This window comes from Pseudomonas brassicacearum subsp. brassicacearum (genome assembly GCF_008801605.1).
GTDB lineage: Bacteria > Pseudomonadota > Gammaproteobacteria > Pseudomonadales > Pseudomonadaceae > Aquipseudomonas > Aquipseudomonas brassicacearum.
The window spans coordinates 1-22,121 of record NZ_VZPJ01000004.1 but is presented as its reverse complement, the minus strand read 5'-3'; the positions used below and the strand labels follow the sequence as shown (position 1 = coordinate 22,121).

Genomic DNA, 22,121 nt, shown 5'->3' with positions numbered 1-22,121 from the left:
CTTAGTCCTCCACTACCCAAGTGTCTTTGGTGCCACCGCCCTGGGACGAGTTCACCACCAGCGAGCCTTCGCGCAGCGCCACGCGGGTCAGCCCGCCGGGCACCAGGCGCGTTTCCTTGCCCGACAGCACGAACGGACGCAGGTCGATGTGGCGCGGCGCGATGCCGCTCTCGACAAAGGTCGGGCACGTGGACAGGCTCAAGGTTGGCTGGGCGATGTAGGCTTCAGGACGGGCCTTGAGGCGTGCGCGGAAATCTTCGATCTCCGCCGCGCTGGCGGCCGGCCCGACCAGCATGCCGTAGCCGCCGGAGCCCTGGGTTTCCTTGACCACCAGATCCGGCAGGTTGGCCAGCACATGGGACAGGTCCTGAGGCTTGCGACACTGCCAGGTGGGCACGTTCTTCAGGATCGGTTCTTCGGTGAGGTAGAAGCGGATCATCTCGTCAACGTAGGGGTAGATCGATTTGTCATCAGCCACGCCCGTGCCGACCGCGTTCGCCAGCACCACATTGCCCGCGCGGTACACAGCGATCAGCCCGGGCACGCCCAGCATCGAATCGGGGTTGAACGACAGCGGGTCGAGGTAGGCATCGTCGAGACGACGATAAATCACGTCCACCTGCCGTGGGCCGGCGGTGGTGCGCATGTAGACATGGTCGTCACGCACGAACAGGTCCGCGCCCTCTACCAGCTCCACGCCCATTTCACGGGCCAGGAACGCGTGCTCGAAATAGGCACTGTTGAAGCGCCCCGGGGTCAGCACCACGGCGGTGGGGTTCTCGAGGGGGCTTGAGCTCTTGAGAGTGTCGAGCAGCAGGTTCGGGTAATGATCGATGGGAGCCACGCGTTGGGCGGCGAAGAGCTCGGGGAACAGGCGCATCATCATCTTGCGGTCTTCGAGCATGTAGCTCACGCCGCTGGGGGTACGCAGGTTGTCCTCCAGCACGTAGTAGCTGCCGTCACCGTCGCGAACCAGGTCGACACCGGCGATATGGGCGTAAATGCCGCGGTGCAGGTTCAGGCCCTGCATCGCAATCTGATACCCCTCGTTGGCGAGCACCTGTTCGGGAGGAATGATGCCTTCCTTGAGGATGTGCTGCCCATGGTAGATGTCGGCCAGGAACATGTTCAGGGCCTGGACCCGCTGAATGCAGCCACGCTCGACCATCTGCCATTCGCTGGCCTTGATGCTGCGCGGGATGATGTCGAACGGAATCAACCGCTCGGTGCCCTGCTCGTCCCCGTAGAGGGTGAAAGTGATACCGGCTCGATGGAACAGCAGGTCGGCTTCGCGGCGGCGTTGCTCTAGCAGCTCGAGCGGTGTATCCGCCAGCCAGCGCGAGAAGGCTTGGTAATGCGGGCGGCAGTCACCCTTGGCGTCATACATTTCATTAAAAAAAGCGTGGGGCATAGCCAACTCCCAGCCGCGTTCTACACGGCATTTCTTATCACTTCGTCATTCCGACGGTTCGGCCTTGCCTTGCTTTGAGCCCTGCTTTATTGAGTGCGGTCCTGGGATTCCCCTCTGTTTCTTCATGGATGGTGTGTCCAGGCCTGGGAGGCCGGCTTTTCAATGCTTAGCAAAGGGTGTGCCTAAGCGTCACGGCGTCACACCCTGAATAGAAAAAGTATTGCAAAACCACTAAAAGGCGAAATTATTTTTCGATCTAGCGACATTAACGACCATAAATGCGGGCGCCCTTTCTCTCGAACGCGGCTTGAACGGTTCTTGAGCGGGTGGAATGGGACAGCCTTGCCCCACAAGAGGGAAGTTTTTACTCATTCATCCACGGCTGACCCTTCACGCGCCGCGCTCAACCCCAGGCAGTGAAAACCTGAACGCACTGCAACGTTGCAGGAAAATGCACGGATTCATACCCGCCGCCCCAGCTTGAAGCAGCACGGCCGTTCACCTCAAGCCAATGCGCCCTCGACACTGGCGACGATCATCTCCAGGTCTGTGGGCAGGTAACCTCGCTTGACCACCAGGTTTTCCTCTCGGCCTCGCGCCCTCCAGGTAGGCAGTTCGGCCACCGGGATGCGCTGGTAGAGAAGATTGGTATTGGTCGCCCCGGTCCATTTGGTCGTTCGCGCGATCTGCTCGTTGCCGGCGTTTTCGATGAATCGAGTGCGCATGCCCAGCAAGGCCGCGGCATCCATCGCACCGCTGCGCATGCCCAGGTGCACCAGTTTGCAATTCCATTCGGCACTTTTCATGCGCAGGAAAATGGCATATTCGGCAGCACGGTTCGGCCCGATGATTTTCTGGTTGGGGTTGCCGTTGTCCAACTTCCAATACTCACCCCAGACCTGAAGATTGGCTCGGGACACGAGACCGTCAGCTTGGTCGAGTTGACCCAGGTGGGTCGTCAGCTTCACGTTGAGGTCCCGGTTGGTCCTCGGGCGTCCGACCACGATGACGTTCCGACCTTTTTTCAACAGCCGGTGACACACCTGCCCCAACCCCGTCCAACTGTCGTCCAACTCCGGATGGGCACCGCCGTCCTTGCCGCTGAAGCGGGTCCAGACAATGACGTAGCTCTGGCCCTTGACCACCCCTTTGAGCCCCAGGAACTTGTCGAGGCGATACGCCCAGTAGCGATTGGTATTTGGATCGACATTGTCCCACTTGGCGATGCTGCCCTTGCCGTCGCCACTGAGCACCGACGCTGCGACATCGGTGGTGGCGCCGCCCACGGGGCACAATTTTGCACCGTTGGCGACGCCGGCCAGGAATCCCAGTACCGCGTCGGTGAAGGGTGGCAGCGCACTTTTATTGATCCTGGCGTCGACCACCAGGCGACACGTCTCGCAGGCAGCCTTGGCATCGGTGACCAACACCGGCAGCAACCGAGCGGCCTTTACCCCACAGGAAGTGCCATAGAACTTGACCAGCCGCTTGGCCGCCGCCTCGTCAGCGGCCGCGTAGAGCAAGATCAGTCGTGAGCTGGGGTCATGGCGCAACGCCGCGCCGACAGCGAACTGATCACCCGACATGTACGCGCCCTGGTAGTAATAAGTGCACTTCTGGCCGACGAATTGCGCCGGTGTGTTTTTCCGCGCATCGGTGAACAGCGAGCCACCTGTGGCATTCGCCTCGTCCAGCATGTCCTGGTACTTGCGTTTGTCCTGGTCCCGCAAATAAAGCGCCAGGGCATCCAGACACTGGTTGATGCTTTGATTGGCCTCGGCCAATGGAGTGGCCCCCACCCGCCACTTGAGGGGAAAGGCCTGAGCGGGCTGCGCCAGCGCCTGCGCGGCCGCCTGGGTCGTCGGAAAGCGAACCTGCAGATCGCTCCCCAGGAAACGCTTGATAAGGGCTTCGTGGGGTTTGAGCGTCTCGTAAGTTGGGCTCATCAACGACCAGGCGGTGATTGAGATATCGGCGACTTCGAAGGGCATCCTTCCTCCCCCGGGACACGTTGCAGGGTTATCCGAAAACAATCGGGTGTCCGCGCACCAAGCGTAGACCAATTCCCCTTGGGTCGCGGGCAAGCTGCCTTCGGTCGCCTCCCGAACACAAACTCGCCGTGGGGATTTGCGCCTTCAGTATTATGGTATACCATCATACGCAAAGACCTAATCACCCACCCAGGGAGCAGCTCATGAGTTTCGAAATTCGCAAGATCGTCAGCTATGTCGAAGAAACCTTTATCGAAGGCGGCAAGGCCACCGACAAACCGGTGACCATGGTCGGGTTGGCGGTGGTAATGAAAAACCCTTGGCTGGGTCGCGGTTTCGTCGAAGACCTGAAGCCGGAAATCCGCGCCAACTGCTCCGACCTCGGCGCGCTGATGGTCGAGCGCCTGGTGAGCATCATCGGCGGCGCCGAGAAGATCGAAGCTTATGGCAAGGCCGCTGTGGTGGGCGCCGACGGCGAAATCGAGCACGCCTCCGCCGTGATCCACACCCTGCGCTTCGGCAACCATTACCGCGAAGCGGTCAAGGCCAAGAGCTACCTGAGCTTCACCAACAAGCGCGGCGGCCCTGGCACCTCGATTCAGATCCCGATGATGCACAAGGACGACGAAGGCCTGCGTTCGCACTACATCACCCTGGAAATGCAAATTGAAGACGCCCCGCGCGCCGACGAAATCGTCGTGGTGCTGGGCTGCGCCGATGGCGGCCGCCTGCACCCGCGCATCGGCAACCGCTACATCGACCTGGAAGAACTGGCCGCCGAGAATGCGCAGTAATCCAGCCTCGGTAACCACAATAAAAAAGGCATGCAGGAGCGCTCCATGATTCGGCTCACCGCTGAACTCACCCCGGCCGGCACCAGCTACCTGGCAACCGGCCAAGGCCAACCCGTGGTCTTGATCCATGGTGTGGGCCTGAACAAAGAAATGTGGGGCGGCCAGGTCGTTGGCCTGGCCACGCAATACCGTGTGATTGCCTACGACATGCTCGGCCATGGCGCCAGCCCGCGTCCGCAAAGCGGTACCGCGCTGCTGGGCTACGCCGACCAGTTGCTGGAGTTGCTCGATCATTTGCAACTGCCCCAGGCGACGGTGATCGGCTTTTCCATGGGCGGGCTGGTAGCCCGTGCGTTTGCCTTGCATTACCCGCAACGCCTGCAAGGCCTGGTGGTGCTCAACAGTGTGTTCAACCGCAGCGCCGAACAGCGCGCCGGGGTCATCGCCCGCACGGCCCAGGCCGCCGAGCATGGGCCGGACGCCAATGCCGAGGCTGCGTTGTCGCGCTGGTTCAGCCGTGAATACCAGGCGGCCAACCCGGCGCAGATTGCCGCGTTGCGCCAGACCCTGGCGCAGAATGATCCCCAGGGCTACCTGACCACCTATGAACTGTTCGCCACCCAGGACATGTACCGCGCCGATGACCTGGGCAATATTCAGGTACCGACGCTGATCGCCACTGGCGAACTGGACCCCGGCTCGACACCGGAAATGGCCCGGCAACTGGCCGAGCGAATTCCCGGCGCCACGGTTGCCGTACTCGCCGAGCAGCGGCATATGATGCCGGTAGAGTCGCCGCGCCTGGTCAACCAGCTGTTGCTGGAATTTCTCGACACAGCAAACGCCCGACAAAACCAAATAAAGGGGATCGTTGCATGACACTCGCACGTTTTTCGATGTGCATCGGCGGTGAATGGGTCGATGCCCTCTCCGGCAAGACCTTCGAAAGTCTGAACCCGGCCCTGGCCCAACCCTGGGCCGAGTTGCCCGACGCCGACGAAGCCGATGTCGAGCGCGCCGTCCAGGCGGCACAGAGCGCTTTCGACAGCCCGGCCTGGCGCGGCCTGACCGCCACCGCACGCGGCAAGCTACTACGTCGCCTTGGTGACCTGATCGCCGAGAACAAAGAACAATTGGCCCAGTTGGAAAGCCGCGACAACGGCAAGCTGATCCGTGAAACCCGCGGCCAGGTCGGCTACCTGCCGGAGTTCTTCCACTACACCGCAGGCCTGGCCGACAAGCTCGAAGGCGGCACCCTGCCGCTGGACAAGCCCGACCTGTTTGCCTACACCGTGCACGAAGCCATGGGCGTGGTCGCGGCGATCATTCCCTGGAACAGCCCGCTGTATCTGACGGCGATCAAATTGGCACCGGCACTGGCGGCCGGCAACACCATCGTGATCAAACCATCCGAGCACGCTTCGGCCACCATTCTCGAGCTGGCTCGCCTCGCCCTGGAAGCGGGCATTCCACCGGGTGTGGTCAACGTCGTCACCGGTTACGGCCCGAGCACCGGCGCCGCCCTCACCCGCCATCCGCTGGTGCGCAAGATCGCCTTCACCGGCGGCGCGGCCACCGCTCGCCATGTGGTGCGCAGCAGCGCCGAGAACTTCGCCAAGCTGTCGCTGGAACTGGGCGGCAAGTCGCCAAACATTATATTTGCCGACGCCGACCTGGACAGTGCGATCAACGGGGCAATTGCCGGGATCTATGCGGCATCCGGCCAGAGCTGCGTGTCCGGCTCACGCCTGCTGGTGCAGGACGAAATCTACGATGAGTTCGTCTCGCGCCTGGTCGAACGGGCCCAGCGCATCCGCATCGGCAACCCGCAGGAAGACGCCAGCGAAATGGGCCCCATGGCCACCGCGCAGCAACTGGCCGTGGTCGAAGGCCTGGTCGCCGACGCCATCGCCGAAGGCGCGCGCCTGCGCACTGGCGGCAAGCGTCCAGAGGATCTCGGGGATGGCTGGTTCTATGAGCCGACACTGTTCGAATGCGACCGCAACTCGATGAAGATCATGCAGGAAGAAGTCTTCGGCCCGGTCGCCTCGGTGATTCGTTTCAAGGACGAAGCCGAAGCCCTGGCGATCGCCAACGACTCGCAATTCGGACTCGCCGCCGGCATCTGGACCCGCGACCTGGGCCGTGCCCATCGCCTGGCGCGGGATGTGCGCTCGGGCATCATCTGGGTCAACACCTACCGTGCAGTGTCGGCCATGGCGCCCATCGGTGGTTTCAAGAACAGTGGCTATGGACGCGAGAGCGGCATCGATTCGGTGCTGGCCTATACCGAACTGAAAACGGTGTGGATCAACCTGTCCCAGGCGCCTATGCCTGATCCGTTCGTGATGCGCTAGGAGTCCTGAGAAATGATCGAACCCGGTATCTACAAAGAAGTCATGAGCTCCTTCCCGTCCGGCGTCACGGTGGTCACCACCCTGGACCCGGACGGCAATATCGTCGGCATCACCGCCAGCGCCTTCAGCGCGCTGTCGATCGACCCGGCGCTGGTGCTGTTCTGCCCCAACTACGCCTCTGACACCTACCCGGTGCTGCGCGACAGCAAGCAGTTCGCAATCCACTTGCTGTCCGCCGACCAGACCGCCGAAGCCTATGCCTTTGCCGGTAAAGGCAAGGACAAGGCCAAGGGCATCGATTGGCACCTGAGCGACCTGGGCAATCCATTGCTGAGCAAAGCCACGGCGATCATCGAATGCGAGCTGTGGCGCGAATACGATGGCGGCGACCACGCGATCATCGTCGGCGCGGTGAAGAACCTGATCCTGCCTGAACAGCCGGTAACACCGATGATCTACCACAAAGGCAAGCTGGGCCCGCTGCCTGCGCTGGCCTGATGACCATACACATCCCCTGTGGGAGCGAGCTTGCTCGCGATGACGGCAGCACATCCAACATTACTGTGACTGACCCACCGCTATCGCGAGCAAGCTCGCTCCCACAGGTTCATCACTTCTTCAGGGAGTCCGCATGAGCAACGACAAGTACGAACAAGGCCTGAAGATCCGCACCCAGGTGCTGGGCCAGGACTACGTCAACCGCTCCATCGAGAACGCCGACGATTTCACCCGGCCGTTGCAGGAAATGGTCACCGAATATTGCTGGGGCCATGTCTGGGGTCGCGAGGGTTTATCGCTCAAGGAGCGCAGCATGATCAACCTGGCCATGATCTCGGCGCTCAATCGCCCGCACGAACTCAAGCTGCATGTGCGCGGCGCCTTGCGTAACGGCCTGAGTCGTGAGCAAATACGCGAAATTCTGCTTCAGGTCGGTATCTATTGCGGCGTCCCCGCTGCCGTGGACAGTTTCCGGCTTGCCCGTGAAGCCTTCGCCGAAGCCGATGCCGAGGCCTCCAGTCAACCCTCGGCTGTTTGATCTGAACGTGCACGGATGTTGCCCGTTTGGCATGGACAGCCATATTACAGAGCGGACCCCATGAAACGCCTGCCACTCGACGACAGCTTCAAGGTCAATCGCAACCCCGTTACCCTGCGCGAGATCGTGCTGGATAAACTGCGAAGCGCCATCATGAACTTCCAGCTTCTGCCGGGTGATCGCCTGGTCGAACGCGATCTGTGCGATCGCCTGGGTGTGAGCCGCACGTCGGTACGCGAAGCGCTGCGCCACCTGGAATCCGAAGGCCTGGTGGAGTTTGCCGATGCCAAGGGGCCGCGGGTCGCCATTATTACTTTGGCCGACGCCGTGGATATCTATGAGCTGCGTTGCGTGCTCGAAGGCCTGATCGTCCAATTGTTCACCCTGCGGGCCAAGGCCAAGGACATCAAGGCCCTGGAAAAAGCCCTCGCGGAAAACCGCAAGGCCCTCAAGGAGGGCGAACTGCAACAGGTCATCGATTCGGTGCAAGGCTTCTACGACGTATTGCTCGAAGGCTCCGGCAACCATGTCGCCGCCACCCAGTTGCGCCAGTTGCAGGCACGCATCAGCTATTTGCGGGCAACCTCGGTGTCCCAGGAAAACCGTCGCGGCGACAGCAACCAGGAAATGGAACGCATGGTCGAGGCGATCAAGAGCGGCGATCCCCTGGCGGCCCACCAGGCCTGCGTCGACCACGTGCGCGCCGCCGCCAAGGTCGCCCTGGATTACCTCAAGCGCAAACAGGAAGAGACCGGTGAAATCCCCGAGATCATCCCGCCCATCGCCCTCAAAGAACCGCGCATAGGTCGCTAGCCATGTTCAGCCCGAGCTTTTGTCCAAAGTGTGGCGGCAGTGACCTCGATCACCGTCTGCCAACGGGCGATACCCATGAACGACTGATGTGTGGCGGTTGCGGCTACATCCACTACGTCAACCCGAAGATCATTGCCGGCTGCATCATCGAGCAGGACGGCAAGTACCTGCTGTGTCAGCGCGCTATCCCGCCGCGTCCGGGCACCTGGACACTGCCGGCCGGTTTCATGGAAGGCGGTGAGACCACTGAACAGGCGGCGCTGCGCGAAGTCTGGGAAGAAACCGGCGTACGCGCCGAAATCGTTTCGCCCTACTCGATCTTCAGCGTGCCGAAGATCAGCGAGGTGTACATCATCTTCCGCGCCATCGCACTGGAGATCACTGGCCAGTTCGGCCCGGAAACCCTCGCCTGCCAATTCTTCGCCCCCGAAGACATTCCCTGGGACAGCATCTACTACCCGGCCATCCGGCAGATCCTCGAACGTTATATCGAGGAACGCCAGGCCGGGGTCTATGGCATCTACATGGGCAACGACGACAGCGGCAAGATTCACTTTATCCGCTGACGTATCTCAGGGCGCCACACCCTCGACAATGATCACCTCGGCCCGCGCCACGCCTTCGCGATGGCGCTTGGCTTCCTGATACTGCGCCGAGTGATAGCAGGCCAGCGCCTGTTCGTAGGAGTCGAATTCGATCACCACGCTGCGCTGCGGCGTGGCCCTGCCCTCCATCGCTTCGCTACGCCCGCCCCGGGCCAACATCCGACCGCCGTACAAGGCAAACGCCGCCGGCGCCCGTTGGGTGTATTGGCTGTATTGATCGGGGTCGGTGACATCCACATGAGCAATCCAGTACGCCTTCATAGTGACCTCTTGGTTTGTTTTGTATTATGGTATACCACAACAACATTCCAGCAAGCCCCATCAAAACAAAGAGAGCCCGCCATGGCCTTTAACAGCATTCAGGAAATCATCGAAGACTACCGCCTGGGCAAGATGGTGTTGCTGGTGGATGACGAAGATCGGGAAAACGAAGGCGACCTGTTGCTGGCCGCCGACTGTTGCAATGCCCAGGCCATCAGCTTCATGGCCCGCGAAGCGCGCGGATTGATTTGCCTGACCCTGACCGACGAACACTGTCAGCGCTTGGGCCTTGAGCAAATGGTGCCGAGTAACGGCAGCGTGTTCAGCACTGCGTTCACCGTGTCCATCGAGGCCGCCGCCGGCGTGACCACCGGTATTTGCGCCGCCGACCGGGCGCGCACTGTCGCCGCCGCCGTGGCCGCCGATGCGGGGCCCAGCGACATCGTGCAGCCGGGGCATATCTTCCCGCTGCGAGCCAAGGAAGGCGGTGTGCTGACCCGCGCCGGACACACCGAGGCCGGTTGCGATCTGGCGCGCCTGGCAGGTTTCACACCAGCGTCGGTGATCGTCGAAGTGATGAACGATGACGGCACCATGGCCCGTCGGCCGGACCTGGAGATTTTCGCCCGCAAGCACGGGATCAAGATCGGTACCATCGCCGACCTGATCCACTACCGCTTGAGCACCGAGCACACCGTGGTGCGCATTGGTGAACGGGAACTGCCTACAGTGCATGGCACTTTCCGCCTGTTCACCTTCGAAGACCGCATCGAAGGTGGCGTGCACATGGCGATGGTGATGGGTGAGATTCGCCGGGATGAGCCGACGCTGGTGCGCGTACATGTGATCGACCCGCTGCGGGACCTGGTCGGGGCCGAATACAACGGCCCTTCCAATTGGACGCTGTGGGCGGCCCTGCAGCGGGTGGCCGAAGAAGGTCGCGGCGTGGTGGTCGTGCTGGCCAACCACGAATCCTCCCAGGCGCTACTCGAGCGCGTGCCGCAACTGACCCAGCCACCACGACAGTTCAGCCGGTCGCAATCGCGCATCTATTCTGAAGTGGGCACCGGGGCGCAGATTCTGCAGGACCTGGGGGTGGGCAAATTGCGCCACCTGGGACCACCGCTCAAGTACGCGGGGTTGACGGGGTATGACTTGGAGGTAGTGGAGAGCATTCCCTTCACCGGATAAACCCTAGGCAACACCCAAATCCCCTGTGGGAGCGAGCTTGCTCGCGATAGCAATGGACCTGCCAACCTAAATGTTGACTGACACACCGCTATCGCGAGCAAGCTCGCTCCCACAGAGTTCGCCCCAGGAATAACAGGGAAAAGTTCGCCCCAGACAGATAGCCGGTACGGCAAAATGCTTGCAGAAAGTTTGGAATACCATAATATGATATTCCATAGACCGAACACTTCAGCCAAGTGCCCCCGAAAGGGAAAGTACAAACAAGAGCCCTTGGCACGGTCGCCTTTAAGGCCAGATGGACCTACTGCTCCCGATAGGCGGGCGACAAAAGCCCGCTCAAAAACACAACAATGAGGGCGTGAAAATGGTGTTGAAGAAAAGTGCAGCCGCAATTCTTTTTGCCGGCCTGCTGAGTGTCACCAGCCAGGCGACGATGGCCGCTGAAAGCGTCAACTTCGTCAGTTGGGGCGGCAGCACCCAGGACGCGCAGAAGCAGGCCTGGGCCGACCCGTTCAGCAAGGCCAGCGGCATCACCGTGGTCCAGGATGGCCCCACCGACTATGGCAAGCTCAAGGCCATGGTCGAAAGCGGCAACGTGCAGTGGGACGTGGTCGACGTCGAAGCAGACTTCGCCCTGCGCGCCGCCGCCGAAGGCCTGCTCGAACCCCTGGACTTTTCGGTCATCCAGCGCGACAAGATCGACCCGCGCTTCGTCTCCGACCACGGCGTCGGCTCGTTCTACTTCTCGTTCGTCCTCGGCTACAACGAAGGCAAGCTCGGTTCCGGCAAGCCCCAGGACTGGACCGCACTGTTCGATACCAAGACCTACCCCGGCAAACGCGCCCTGTACAAATGGCCTAGCCCCGGTGTGCTTGAGCTGGCCCTGTTGGCTGACGGCGTCGCGGCAGACAAGCTCTATCCGCTGGACCTGGACCGCGCTTTCAAGAAACTCGACACCATCAAGAAAGACATCGTCTGGTGGGGCGGCGGCGCCCAGTCCCAGCAGTTGCTCGCTTCCGGCGAGGCCAGCATCGGGCAGTTCTGGAACGGTCGCATCTATGCCTTGCAACAGGACGGCGCACCCGTCGGCGTAAGCTGGAAGCAGAACCTGGTCATGGCCGACATCCTGGTCATTCCAAAGGGTTCGAAAAACAAGGCCGCAGCCATGAAATTCCTGGCCAACGCCAGCAGCGCCAAAGGCCAGGCCGACTTTTCCAACCTGACCGCCTATGCCCCGGTCAACGTCGACAGCGTCGCACGCCTGGATTCGGTGCTCGCCCCCAACCTGCCGACCGCCTACGCCAAGGATCAGATCACGCTTGATTTCGCGTACTGGGCCAAGCACGGTCAGGACATCGCGACACGGTGGAACGAATGGCTGGTCAAATAAAAATGTCGGCAACGGCAACCCGACACACCGGAGGCGCCGCTGGCGCTGCCGGTGTGGTAACCACCAAGGCCGTTGCGCCACAAGCGCCGTCGCTGATGCAGCGCTGGCGCGGGGCCGGCAACCTGCTCCCCGCCTTGCTGTTCCTCGGCCTGTTCTTCCTGGCGCCGCTGATCGGCCTGCTGCTGCGCGGCGTGTTGGAGCCGGTGCCTGGGTTGGGCAACTACGAGCAACTGTTCGCCAACTCAGCCTACGCCCGGGTGTTGTTCAACACCTTTTCGGTGGCCGGGCTGGTGACGTTGTTCAGCCTGCTGCTGGGTTTCCCCCTGGCCTGGGCCATCACCCTGGTGCCCCGTGGCTGGGGGCGCTGGATGCTGAACATCGTGCTGCTGTCGATGTGGACCAGCCTGCTGGCCCGCACCTACTCCTGGCTGGTGCTGCTGCAAGCCTCCGGGGTGGTGAACAAGGCGTTGATGGCGCTGGGCATCATCGACCAGCCGCTGGAGATGGTGCACAACCTCACCGGCGTGGTGATCGGCATGAGCTACATCATGATCCCGTTCATCGTCCTGCCGTTGCAGGCGACCATGCAGGCCATCGACCCGATGATCCTGCAGGCCGGTTCGATTTGCGGCGCCAGCCCCTGGACCAACTTCTTCCGGGTATTCCTGCCGCTGTGCCGGCCGGGGCTGTTCTCCGGTGGGCTGATGGTGTTCGTGATGTCCCTCGGTTACTACGTGACCCCGGCACTGCTGGGCGGCGCGCAGAACATGATGTTGCCTGAATTCATCATCCAGCAGGTGCAGTCGTTCCTCAATTGGGGCCTGGCCAGCGCCGGCGCCGCCTTGTTGGTGGCGATCACCCTGGTGTTGTTCTACTTCTACCTGAAGCTCCAGCCGGAATCCCCGGTGGGTGCCAGCAACGCGAGGTAAGCCGTCATGCTCCTGACTCCCAATGCCATGAGCCGGCGCATGCGGTTCGGCCTGTATTTCACCACCGGCCTGATCGCGCTGTTCCTGCTGCTGCCGATCGTGTTCATCGTACTGCTGTCGTTCGGTTCGTCCCAATGGCTGGTCTTCCCGCCACCGGGCTGGACGCTCAAATGGTACGGCCAGTTCTTTTCCAACCCCGACTGGATGAACGCGGCACTGACCAGCCTCAAGGTCGCGGTGCTGACCACCGTCTGCGCCGTGGCGCTGGGCCTGCCAACGGCGTTTGCCCTGGTACGTGGACGCTTCCCGGGCCGGGAAATGCTCTACGGCCTGTTCACCCTGCCGATGATCGTGCCACTGGTGATCATCGCCGTGGCGGTGTATGCGCTGTTCCTCAAGCTGGGCTACACCGGGACGATGTTCGCGTTCGTGGTCAGCCACGTCATCGTCGCACTGCCGTTCACCATCATCTCGATCATCAACTCGCTCAAGCTGTTCGACCAGTCCATCGAGGACGCAGCGGTCATCTGCGGCGCCTCACGCCTGCAAGCGGTGTTCAAGGTGACCTTCCCGGCCATTCGCCCAGGCATGGTCGCCGGCGCCCTGTTCGCGTTCCTGGTGTCGTGGGATGAGGTGGTGCTGAGCGTGATGATGGCCAGCCCGACCCTGCAAACCTTGCCCGTCAAGATGTGGACCACCCTGCGCCAGGACCTGACGCCTGTGATCGCCGTCGCTTCGACGCTGCTGATCGGCCTCTCGGTCCTGGTGATGGTGATCGCCGCCGCCCTGCGCCGGCGCAATGAAATCAGCGCCTGAGCGCCTAGGAGAACACGATGAGTGCCGTCAAAGACCCCGCACAACAGAACAACAAGACCCTGGTCAGCCTGCGCAACCTGAACAAGCACTACGGCGACTTTGCCGCCGTGGACGATATTTCCCTGGAGATCCAGGACGGCGAATTCCTGACCTTCCTCGGCTCCAGCGGCTCGGGCAAGAGCACCACGCTGTCGATGCTGGCCGGCTTTGAAACCCCCAGCAGCGGCGAGATCCTGGTAGGCGGAAAATCCCTGGTCAACGTACCGCCGCACAAACGCGACATCGGCATGGTGTTCCAGCGTTACTCGTTGTTCCCCCATCTGTCGGTGCGCGACAACATTGCCTTTCCGCTGGCGATTCGCAAACTGGCCAGCGCCGAGCGCGAACGTCGGGTCGACGCCATGCTCAAACTGGTGCAACTGGGAGAGTTCGCCCATCGCCGCCCTTCGCAACTGTCGGGCGGCCAGCAGCAGCGCGTGGCGATTGCCCGGGCACTGGTCTACGAACCACGCATCCTGCTGATGGACGAACCCCTCGGCGCGCTGGACAAAAAGCTCCGGGAAGACTTGCAGGATGAACTGCGCCAATTGCATCGACGCCTGGGCATCACCATCGTCTACGTCACCCATGACCAGGAAGAAGCCATGCGTCTGTCCCAGCGCATCGCGATTTTCAGCCACGGCAAGATCGTCGGCCTGGGCAGCGGCTATGACCTCTACCAGAACCCGCCAAACGCCTTCGTGGCCTCGTTCCTGGGCAACTCCAACTTCCTCAAGCTCAAGGCCCAGGGCAACGCAGTGGCGACCTTCGAAGGCCAGTCGCTGTCGATCCGCCTGACCGCCGGCCTGCAAACGGACCAGGACGTGCTGCTGATGGTGCGCCCGGAAAAAGCCCTCGCCTTGAGCGTCGAACAGGCCGCCCAGGAACCCTTGGCAGCCGGTTGGAATGAGGTTTCGGCCAAGGTCGTCGAAGTGCTGTTCCTGGGTGAAAGCCAGACCTGCAGCGTGGTGACGTCTGGCGGCACGGCCATGACGGTCAAGGCGCTGTCCGCCGCCGGCATGCCACTCAAGGCCGGCGACCCGGTGCGTGTGCGCTGGGCCACCGCCGATGCTTGCGTCTACACCCAATGGGCCGAGAGCGACCTGAACAAGGCCGCAGGTGCCCACTGATGAACACTGCGCGCCCACAACCGATAAAGCCCGAGGATCGTCCAATGATCGATGCCAGCGTCTACAAACAAGTCATGGGCTCGTTCCCGTCCGGCGTGACCGTGATCACCACCCTCGATGACGACGGCCAGATCGTCGGCCTCACCGCCAGCGCGTTCAGCTCATTGTCGATGGAGCCAGCGCTGGTGCTGTTCTGCCCCAACTACAGCTCCGACTCCTATCCGGTACTGATCAAGAACAAGCGCTTCGCCATCCACCTGCTCTCCGGCGGCCAGCAGAATGAAGCCTATGCCTTCGCCCGCAAAGGCAAGGACAATGCCCAGGGCATCGAATGGACCTTGAGCGAGTTGGGTAACCCGCTGCTGAGCAATGCCACCGCCATCATCGAATGCGAACTGTGGCGCGAATACGAAGGCGGCGACCACGCCATCATGGTCGGCGCCGTAAAGAACCTGATCGTCCCGCAGCACACACCGGGGCCGCTGGTTTATTGCCACGGCAAGATGGGCGCCCTGCCTGTCCTCGCCTGAACCGATCGTCAACTACAAGAGATAGCGCCATGAAATTTTCCCTGTTCGTACACATGGAGCGCTGGGACGAAAGCATCAGCCATCGCCAGTTGTTCGAAGACCTGAGCGAGCTGACCCTGTTGGCCGAGGCCGGCGGTTTCAGCACCGTGTGGATCGGCGAACACCACGCCATGGAATACACCATTTCGCCAAGCCCGATGCCGCTGCTGGCGTACCTGGCCGGCAAGACCACCACCATCCACCTGGGCGCTGGCACCATCATCGCGCCGTTCTGGCACCCGCTGCGGGTGGCCGGCGAATGCGCACTGCTGGACGTGATCAGCAATGGCCGCATGGAAGTCGGCCTGGCCCGGGGCGCCTATCAGGTGGAGTTCGACCGCATGGCCGGCGGCATGCCGGCTTCCTCTGGCGGTCAGGCCCTGCGGGAGATGGTCCCGGTGGTGCGCGCCCTGTGGCAAGGCGATTACGCCCATGACGGCGAGATCTGGAAATTCCCAGCCTCCACCAGCGTACCCAAGCCAATCCGCAAACCTCATCCGCCGATGTGGATCGCCGCCCGCGACCCGGACTCCCACAACTTCGCCGTCGCCAACGGCTGCAACGTGATGGTCACGCCGTTGATGAAGGGCGATGAGGAAGTCCTGGACCTGAAGAACAAGTTCCAGGCCGCCCTGGACAACAACCCCGACGTGCCGCGCCCGCAATTGATGGTGCTGCGCCACACCCACGTGCATGCGGTGGATGATCCCGAAGGCTGGAAGGTCGGCGCCCAGGCGATCTCGAAGTTCTATCGCACCTTCGATGCCTGGTTCGGCAACAAACAAGTGCCGGTCAACGGTTTTCTCGCGCCAAGCCCGGAAGAAAAATTCGCCGAGCGCCCGGAGTTCCAACTGGAGAACATCCGCAAGAACACCATGATCGGCACCCCGCAGGAAATCATCGAGCGGATCAAGTACTACCAGGAACTGGGGGTGGATGAGTTCAGCTTCTGGTGCGACAACAGCCTGCCCCATGCCGAGAAGAAAAAATCCCTGGAGCTGTTTATCCAGCAGGTGGTGCCAGCGTTTCGGTGATCAGTGACATCGCTATCGCGAGCAGGCTCGCTCCCACATAGGTTCCACGGCGTACGCAATATTTGTGTGCACCGACGGCCCAGTGGGAGCAAGCTTGCTCGCGATGGCCATCCAACTGAAACAAATGTGTCAAATGTGACAATTCCCCCCACTACCCCGCCGCCGCCCCGCAAACTGCTATCAACGGCTCGCAAAGCCACATAATTTACCGCGCAATTTGTTTAAGGATGATGCGCGTGGGAGTTTATCGGTTGCTGCTGGCCATGCTGGTAGCGGTTTCTCATATGGGCATGACGTTCATGGGTTTTAACCCCGGCGTCGTTGCCGTGGTGTCCTTTCTGATCATCAGCGGCTTCGTGATGACCTCGCTGATCGAAAGGACCTACAACACCCCGGGCCAGATCGGCCTGTTCTACATGGATCGATTGCTCAGGCTGTACCCACAGTTTCTGGTGTACTTCGTCCTGTCCTGCGCGGTGATACATTTCCTTCTGCCGGGAACGCCCCAGGCAGCCGCCCTGACCCTCGAAAACATCGCCACCAGCCTGCCGATCGTGCCGTTGGGTTTCTACATGTTTGGCATCACCGTGCCCGAGATCCTGCCACCCGCTTGGTCCCTCGGCCTGGAAATGTGCTTTTACCTGCTGATCCCGTTCCTGATTCTCTACAAGACGCGGGGTATAGCCTTTGCGCTGTCCGTGACGGTGTTCATGGTCGCCTCGCTGGGCTACCTCGACACCGACATCTACGGCTACCGCCTGCTGCCGGGCGTGCTGTTCATTTTCCTTTGCGGCAGCTACCTGTATCGGGCCCAGGCCAAGGGGCTGTGGATCGCGTTCGTTACCGGATTCGTTGCAGCATTGATGTTTCTCGCCATTGTTGTGGGGATCATTCCGCGTCGGCCGTTCAACGCCGAGGTGACCCTGGGCATTGCCCTGGGCCTGCCAGCGGTGTTTCTGCTCAGTAGGTTGAAGCATCACCGGCTGGATGAATTCCTGGGCAATATCAGCTACGGCGTATTCCTCAATCACTTTGTGGTGATGTACGTGCTGCGGGCGTTCTGGCCGGTGGAGTTCAGCGCCCTGATCATCACGGCGGTGCTGGTGCTGTCGTTCGCGATGAGTGGTGTTTCGTACTATGCGGTCGAGCGACCGGCGCTGAAGCTTCGTCATGCGCTCAGGGCGGGCGTTAAATACGGTACCACGCAGGCTCCCGTTGGCAGCACGGCGGCTTAGCCTCTGACTGCCATACAAAAATGCCCGGAACGCAGGTCCCGGGCATTTTGTGTTTCAGCGCAGCCGAATCAGAACGTCACGCTGGCGCTCAGCTTGGCGGTACGCGGCTCGCCGACGTTGACCTGCAACTGGCTCCCCGTGGAGGACGGGTAGTACTGCTTGTCGAACAGGTTGTCGACGTTCAGTTGCAGCGAAGTCTTGTGCCCCAGCACCGGCGACTCCCACCGCAGGAAGGCGTCGGCGACGGTGTAGCTGCTCAGCCAGAAATCGTTGGCCGCGTTAGCCGCACGCTCGCCGACGTAACGCGCACCGGCACCGGCGTGCCAGGCACCGAATTCGGCCGGGACGTTCAAGTGGTGCGACAAGTACAGGCTGGCGGTGTGCTTGGGCGCATCGGACAGGCGGTGACCTTCGTTTTTCGGGTCATCGAGGATTTCAGTGTGGGTATAAGCATAAGTCCCGATCAAATCCCAACGTTCCGCCAGACGACCGGTGATGTCGAGTTCGAGGCCTTGGGAGCCGACCTTGCCCGCGGCTTCTGCCAGCGTTACGCCGTTGACCGTAGAGGACGTCACGACGTTTTTCTTCTCGATATCGAACAGCGCAAGGTTGATGTTCAGGCCCGGCAGCGGATCGTACTTGGCGCCAATTTCGTAGCTACGACCCTCCTCCGGCTTGAAGGTACTGAGGTTGTCGTCCACGGTGTCGTTAGGCTTGAACGAACGACTGTAGTTGCCATACAGCGACAGCTCCCCGGTGGCTTTATAGACCAGGCCCAGGAACGGGACGAAGGCATCGCCGTTGTCGTCGCGGACCGGCACCCTGGTGACCAACCCTTGCTTGGCGAACTGATCGTAATGCTGGTAGCGACCACCGAAGACCAGGATCCAACGATCATTCAGGTGCCAGTTGTCCTTAAGGTAGACCGAGCTGGAAGTCAGCTGATTGCTCAGATTGCTTTGGGTCGGGCTGATGACGCTGGGCTCTCCCAGGCCGCCGTACACCGGCGCAGAGATATCGAAGCCCCCCCGCACTGCCCCACGGTAGGTCTTGCCACGGTATTGGTCCGACACCTGATTATCAGCACCGATCAACACGTCATGGCGCTGGCCGAACAGCTCCTGTTTACCGATGAAGTCCCAGCTGGCGTAACGGGTTTCGTCATCGTAATGAGCGCCGTTGGCGGCTCGCTGAAAAACGCCGGTTTTCGACAGACTTGGCTGCGCAATCGAAAGGCTATACCGATCATTGTTCCAGCCATAGGTCACGCGAGTTTTCCAATCCTCGCTCAACTCATACTCAAACCGCGCCGTCGCCGTTTCGCGAATCCCCACGCTCTTGGCCCACGGCTCATCCAGACGCTTGTCGTAATCGATATCGGCCGGATGCCCATTGGTGAACACCGTCCCCCGATCAAACGGATTGGAATATTCGTTGTACTCATAGCTGAGATTCAACGAAGCCCGCTCCCCCGTCCAAGCCAGGGACGGCGCCACCAGGGTGCTCTCGTTGACCCCGTAGTTGCGCCAGTAGTCCTCGTGGCCGCGCTCGGCGATCAGGCGATAAGCCAGGCCGGTGTCGCCCAGCGGCCCAGTGGTGTCCAGGGCCATGGTGCCGCCGCCTTCGCTATAGGCCGAGCCGCTCAACGTGGTGCTTTGGGTGTACTCCGGTTTCTTGCTGATGACGTTGACCAGGCCGCCTGGCTCAAGCGCGCCATACAGCATCGAGGCCGGGCCCTTGAGCACTTCGACCCGTTCGGTGGTAGCGCTGAAGTTGTGCCCCAGGTTCGAGCGCACGCCGTCGCGCAGGATCGAGCCATCGTCGTTGGTGCCAAACCCGCGCTTGACCAGCGAGTCTCGCGAACCGCCCAAGGTGTTGCCCTGGCTGACGCCGCTGACGAACTTCATCGCGTCGCTCAGCGAGCGCACCTGATAGTCGGCCAGGGTCTGCTGGGTCACCACGTTGATCGATTGCGCTTCTTCCTTGATCGGTACATCGCTCTTGCTCGCCGTGCTGGCTTGCGACGTCGTATAGCCCTCTTCCTGAGTGACGCGACTGCCCTGGATGTCCGTGGCCGGCAGTTCGAGAGCGTCCTGCGCCCACAATGGGCTGGCAATGAAGCAGCAGGACAGCGTTGGCAACACACACTTGATAAAGACGTTGCGATTAGCGAGGGGGGTGGAACGTTTCAAGACGCGCACTCATAGAAGGGACGTTAATGAGAGCAAATATACTTTGAGAATCATTCCCAGTAAATCTTTTGTATCAAATGCTGATCGTCCCCAAACCCCCGTGGGAGTGAGCTTGCTCGCGATAGCGGCGGTACATCCAACATCAATGCAACAGACCCACCGCCATCGCGAGCAAGCTCACGCCCACGGATTTCGCGAACGGTGATATCAAATCGCCCCACCACCCTAAAGCTTTGGCCTGCGCGGTCGAATGTATTCCATTGAGAGATTTTTTTGCCCAGGAGCAGCGGCATGCAGACGTTGAAGGCCTTGTACGAGTCTATCGAGATGCAGTTTTTCGATACCCTCACCAAAAAACTGTCGAGCCTTTTCCTGTTGGTGCTGGTCAGTGGCTTGCTGTACTGGGTGGCCCTCAGCGCTCGCGCCGAGATCGTGCTGCAGTTGCGCGACGCACAGTTGGACGGCGCCTTGCTGGGGCAGATCGAAGGCCGGCTCGACAGCCTCACCCATGCCCTGCTCTTCGGTGCGTTCCTGACGCTGGGCATGATCAGCTTCATGGTCTGGTATTTCCGCCATCTCATCGTGCGCCCCGTCACCGCCATGACCAAGGCCCTGGAAGAGATCGCCAACGGCGAAGGTGACCTGTCCAAGGACCTGCCGCTGGTGACTCACGACGAGATCCGCGTGCTGGCCGGCACTTGCAACCGTTTCCTGGCCAAGCAGCGGGAGATCATCAGCAACGTCCAGGCACTGACCGTGCACATCGCCGTCGAATCGGCCCGCTCGTTGAAGAACATCAGCGATTCCAGCGACAGTGCCACCCACCAGGCCCGCTTCGCCAAGGAGGTGATGGACCAGAGCAACACCGCCGTGGGCCGCATCGAAGAAGTCTCGCGCCAGACCCAGGGCATCTCCAGCACCACCGCCCAGAACCTGAGCATGGCCCGCGACTCCTACGCCGAGCTGCTGGAAGTGACCGGCAACATCAGCGAAATCTCCAACAGCCTCGGTGAATTTGCCACGCTGGTGAGCGCCTTGAACCAGCGTTCCTCAAGCATCAAGTCGATTGTCGGGTTGATCCAACAGATTTCTGCCCAGACCAACCTGCTGGCCCTCAATGCCGCCATCGAAGCCGCCCGGGCCGGCGAAAGCGGCCGTGGCTTCGCGGTGGTCGCCGATGAAGTGCGGACTCTGGCACAAAACGTCAGCCGGGCCACCGATGACATCTCACGCAACATCGACGCCATGCTCGATGAAGTCAGCTCCACCCACGAACAGACCACCCAGATCAGCCACAGCGCCCGGGAAACCCAGAAAGTGGTGGAACGCGCCTCCGGTCATTTTGAAAGCATGATCGGTGATTTCGAATCCACCAACGGCAAGCTGGCGGACATCGCGACCCATATCCAGCAGTTCGCCGACAGCAACACGGGGATCAACGACCGGGTCACCCAGATTCACGCCGACAGTCAGTTGATCGACCAGCGCATGCAGCATTCGGCGACGGCCACCCGCGACCTGTCCGGCGTGGCCGAAAAGGTCCAGGCGCTGTTGGGTCGCTTCGTGCTCGGCCACGGCAAGCTGGATGCCGCCATCACCCGGGCCAGTCAGTGCCGCGACACGCTCCAGGTTCGCCTGGAGGCGCTGCAAGGTGAAGGCCTGAATCTGTTCGATCAGAATTACCAACCGATTCCCGGCACCGACCCCAAGCAGTACATGGCCAGCTACACCGAACGCTTTGCCCAGGTTTGCCAGGAAGAATGCGACAAACTCACCCGCAGCACGCCGGGTGGCAAGGTTTCGTTCATTGTCGACAGCAAGGGCTACTGCCCGGTGAACAACAGCTGGGTCTCCAAGCCGCCAACCGGCGACCGGGTGGTGGATTTGCCGGTGTGCCGCAACAAGCGAATCTTCAACGACCCGATCGGCCTGCGCGCGGCGGGCAACGTCCAGCGTTTCCTGCTGCAGACCTACCTGCGCGATACCGGGGAAATCATGACCGAGATCGACGTACCGTTCTTCTTCGGCGGCCGTCATTGGGGCAACTTGCGGGTGGGCTTCGATGCGGCGGTGTTGTTGGCGGAGTGATGAAGCGCTCGCACGACTCCTGAGATCCTCCCAAAGGGGATCTGTGGTGTATGCACATCTTGAGACCACCCCAAAAACAACTGTGGGAGCGAGCCTGCTCGCGAAGGCGGTGGGTCAGTCAACATCAATGCTGCTGATCCACCGCCTTCGCGAGCAAGCCCGCTCCCACATGGGGTTCGAGGCTACCTCAACTCAACAGCACTTGGGCCCACCCTTGCCACCGTAACGGGCCTCCTGGCG

The 22,121-nt window shown here is 61.3% G+C and carries 20 protein-coding genes; 16 read left to right on the top strand and 4 right to left on the bottom strand.

Going from position 1 to position 22,121, the window contains the following annotated elements; all coding sequences use genetic code 11:
- Position 1: 1 nt before the first annotated feature.
- Positions 2-1,411 (bottom strand): circularly permuted type 2 ATP-grasp protein, encoded by a 1,410-nt coding sequence (locus F7R20_RS11145; RefSeq protein ID WP_003201697.1) that lies wholly within the window; start codon positions 1,409-1,411, stop codon positions 2-4.
- A gap of 503 nt (positions 1,412-1,914) precedes the next feature.
- Complete coding sequence (locus tag F7R20_RS11140; protein WP_003201695.1) at positions 1,915-3,402, bottom strand: hypothetical protein; 1,488 nt, start codon at positions 3,400-3,402, stop codon at positions 1,915-1,917.
- Between the two features lie 203 nt (positions 3,403-3,605).
- Between F7R20_RS11140 and F7R20_RS11135 the strand changes: the two genes are divergently transcribed.
- The 7 genes from F7R20_RS11135 (at position 3,606) to F7R20_RS11105 (ending at position 8,968) form a co-directional block, all read left to right on the top strand.
- Positions 3,606-4,196 (top strand): amino acid synthesis family protein, encoded by a 591-nt coding sequence (locus tag F7R20_RS11135; protein ID WP_003201692.1) that lies wholly within the window; start codon positions 3,606-3,608, stop codon positions 4,194-4,196.
- 45 nt (positions 4,197-4,241) lie between these two features.
- Entirely contained in the window at positions 4,242-5,075 is an 834-nt protein-coding gene (locus tag F7R20_RS11130; protein ID WP_003201690.1) for an alpha/beta fold hydrolase, read from the top strand.
- Positions 5,072-6,553 carry an aldehyde dehydrogenase gene (locus F7R20_RS11125; protein ID WP_003201689.1) on the top strand — a complete coding sequence of 494 codons (1,482 nt, stop codon included), beginning with the start codon at positions 5,072-5,074 and terminating at the stop codon, positions 6,551-6,553. The genes F7R20_RS11130 and F7R20_RS11125 overlap by 4 nt, the downstream gene beginning before the upstream one ends.
- A 12-nt stretch (positions 6,554-6,565) precedes the next feature.
- Positions 6,566-7,051, top strand: coding sequence for a flavin reductase family protein (locus tag F7R20_RS11120; RefSeq protein ID WP_003201687.1), 486 nt, complete (start codon positions 6,566-6,568; stop codon positions 7,049-7,051).
- Positions 7,052-7,184: 133 nt separating this feature from the next.
- Positions 7,185-7,589: a carboxymuconolactone decarboxylase family protein gene (locus tag F7R20_RS11115; RefSeq protein ID WP_003201685.1), complete on the top strand. Its 405-nt coding sequence runs from the start codon at positions 7,185-7,187 to the stop codon at positions 7,587-7,589.
- A gap of 60 nt (positions 7,590-7,649) precedes the next feature.
- The gene (locus tag F7R20_RS11110; RefSeq protein ID WP_003201683.1) at positions 7,650-8,402 is read left to right on the top strand and encodes a GntR family transcriptional regulator; all 753 of its coding nucleotides are present in this window, start codon (positions 7,650-7,652) and stop codon (positions 8,400-8,402) included.
- 2 nt (positions 8,403-8,404) lie between these two features.
- Positions 8,405-8,968, top strand: coding sequence for an NUDIX hydrolase (locus F7R20_RS11105; protein ID WP_003201681.1), 564 nt, complete (start codon positions 8,405-8,407; stop codon positions 8,966-8,968).
- Positions 8,969-8,974: 6 nt separating this feature from the next.
- On the opposite strand, the gene F7R20_RS11100 is transcribed toward F7R20_RS11105, so the two are convergent.
- Complete coding sequence (locus F7R20_RS11100) at positions 8,975-9,268, bottom strand: DUF1330 domain-containing protein (RefSeq protein WP_003201678.1); 294 nt, start codon at positions 9,266-9,268, stop codon at positions 8,975-8,977.
- 81 nt (positions 9,269-9,349) lie between these two features.
- Between F7R20_RS11100 and ribBA the strand changes: the two genes are divergently transcribed.
- From ribBA to F7R20_RS11055, 8 genes are all read left to right on the top strand, one after another.
- Positions 9,350-10,459: a bifunctional 3,4-dihydroxy-2-butanone-4-phosphate synthase/GTP cyclohydrolase II gene (ribBA, locus tag F7R20_RS11095; RefSeq protein ID WP_003201676.1), complete on the top strand. Its 1,110-nt coding sequence runs from the start codon at positions 9,350-9,352 to the stop codon at positions 10,457-10,459.
- Positions 10,460-10,823: 364 nt separating this feature from the next.
- Positions 10,824-11,849: an ABC transporter substrate-binding protein gene (locus F7R20_RS11085; RefSeq protein WP_003201673.1), complete on the top strand. Its 1,026-nt coding sequence runs from the start codon at positions 10,824-10,826 to the stop codon at positions 11,847-11,849.
- On the top strand, positions 11,834-12,778 hold the full coding sequence (locus tag F7R20_RS11080) for an ABC transporter permease (RefSeq protein WP_013693316.1): 945 nt from the start codon (positions 11,834-11,836) through the stop codon (positions 12,776-12,778). The genes F7R20_RS11085 and F7R20_RS11080 overlap by 16 nt, the downstream gene beginning before the upstream one ends.
- A gap of 6 nt (positions 12,779-12,784) precedes the next feature.
- Complete coding sequence (locus tag F7R20_RS11075; protein WP_003201669.1) at positions 12,785-13,594, top strand: ABC transporter permease; 810 nt, start codon at positions 12,785-12,787, stop codon at positions 13,592-13,594.
- 17 nt (positions 13,595-13,611) lie between these two features.
- Complete coding sequence (locus F7R20_RS11070; protein WP_003201667.1) at positions 13,612-14,763, top strand: ABC transporter ATP-binding protein; 1,152 nt, start codon at positions 13,612-13,614, stop codon at positions 14,761-14,763.
- Positions 14,764-14,807: 44 nt separating this feature from the next.
- Positions 14,808-15,293, top strand: coding sequence for a flavin reductase family protein (locus F7R20_RS11065; protein WP_003201665.1), 486 nt, complete (start codon positions 14,808-14,810; stop codon positions 15,291-15,293).
- Between the two features lie 29 nt (positions 15,294-15,322).
- Entirely contained in the window at positions 15,323-16,366 is a 1,044-nt protein-coding gene (locus F7R20_RS11060; protein ID WP_003201664.1) for an LLM class flavin-dependent oxidoreductase, read from the top strand.
- 227 nt (positions 16,367-16,593) lie between these two features.
- Positions 16,594-17,601: an acyltransferase family protein gene (locus F7R20_RS11055; protein ID WP_003201662.1), complete on the top strand. Its 1,008-nt coding sequence runs from the start codon at positions 16,594-16,596 to the stop codon at positions 17,599-17,601.
- Between the two features lie 68 nt (positions 17,602-17,669).
- Here F7R20_RS11055 and F7R20_RS11050 read toward each other — a convergent pair whose 3' ends face one another.
- Positions 17,670-19,793 (bottom strand): TonB-dependent siderophore receptor, encoded by a 2,124-nt coding sequence (locus F7R20_RS11050; RefSeq protein WP_003201660.1) that lies wholly within the window; start codon positions 19,791-19,793, stop codon positions 17,670-17,672.
- Positions 19,794-20,084: 291 nt separating this feature from the next.
- Between F7R20_RS11050 and F7R20_RS11045 the strand changes: the two genes are divergently transcribed.
- A complete protein-coding gene (locus F7R20_RS11045) occupies positions 20,085-21,881 on the top strand; it encodes a methyl-accepting chemotaxis protein (RefSeq protein WP_003201658.1) in 1,797 nt (598 codons plus the stop codon).
- The last annotated feature ends 240 nt before the right edge of the window (positions 21,882-22,121 follow it).

Coding starts and splice junctions, on each gene's coding strand:
- F7R20_RS11110 (WP_003201683.1), top strand. CDS start 7,650: ATGAAACGCCTGCCACTCGACGACAGCTTCAAGGTCAATCGCAACCCC.
- F7R20_RS11120 (WP_003201687.1), top strand. CDS start 6,566: ATGATCGAACCCGGTATCTACAAAGAAGTCATGAGCTCCTTCCCGTCC.
- ribBA (WP_003201676.1), top strand. CDS start 9,350: ATGGCCTTTAACAGCATTCAGGAAATCATCGAAGACTACCGCCTGGGC.
- F7R20_RS11135 (WP_003201692.1), top strand. CDS start 3,606: ATGAGTTTCGAAATTCGCAAGATCGTCAGCTATGTCGAAGAAACCTTT.
- F7R20_RS11080 (WP_013693316.1), top strand. CDS start 11,834: ATGGCTGGTCAAATAAAAATGTCGGCAACGGCAACCCGACACACCGGA.
- F7R20_RS11125 (WP_003201689.1), top strand. CDS start 5,072: ATGACACTCGCACGTTTTTCGATGTGCATCGGCGGTGAATGGGTCGAT.
- F7R20_RS11060 (WP_003201664.1), top strand. CDS start 15,323: ATGAAATTTTCCCTGTTCGTACACATGGAGCGCTGGGACGAAAGCATC.
- F7R20_RS11055 (WP_003201662.1), top strand. CDS start 16,594: ATGATGCGCGTGGGAGTTTATCGGTTGCTGCTGGCCATGCTGGTAGCG.
- F7R20_RS11045 (WP_003201658.1), top strand. CDS start 20,085: ATGCAGACGTTGAAGGCCTTGTACGAGTCTATCGAGATGCAGTTTTTC.
- F7R20_RS11145 (WP_003201697.1), bottom strand. CDS start 1,411: ATGCCCCACGCTTTTTTTAATGAAATGTATGACGCCAAGGGTGACTGC.
- F7R20_RS11140 (WP_003201695.1), bottom strand. CDS start 3,402: ATGCCCTTCGAAGTCGCCGATATCTCAATCACCGCCTGGTCGTTGATG.
- F7R20_RS11100 (WP_003201678.1), bottom strand. CDS start 9,268: ATGAAGGCGTACTGGATTGCTCATGTGGATGTCACCGACCCCGATCAA.
- F7R20_RS11065 (WP_003201665.1), top strand. CDS start 14,808: ATGATCGATGCCAGCGTCTACAAACAAGTCATGGGCTCGTTCCCGTCC.
- F7R20_RS11115 (WP_003201685.1), top strand. CDS start 7,185: ATGAGCAACGACAAGTACGAACAAGGCCTGAAGATCCGCACCCAGGTG.
- F7R20_RS11085 (WP_003201673.1), top strand. CDS start 10,824: ATGGTGTTGAAGAAAAGTGCAGCCGCAATTCTTTTTGCCGGCCTGCTG.
- F7R20_RS11130 (WP_003201690.1), top strand. CDS start 4,242: ATGATTCGGCTCACCGCTGAACTCACCCCGGCCGGCACCAGCTACCTG.
- F7R20_RS11105 (WP_003201681.1), top strand. CDS start 8,405: ATGTTCAGCCCGAGCTTTTGTCCAAAGTGTGGCGGCAGTGACCTCGAT.
- F7R20_RS11075 (WP_003201669.1), top strand. CDS start 12,785: ATGCTCCTGACTCCCAATGCCATGAGCCGGCGCATGCGGTTCGGCCTG.
- F7R20_RS11070 (WP_003201667.1), top strand. CDS start 13,612: ATGAGTGCCGTCAAAGACCCCGCACAACAGAACAACAAGACCCTGGTC.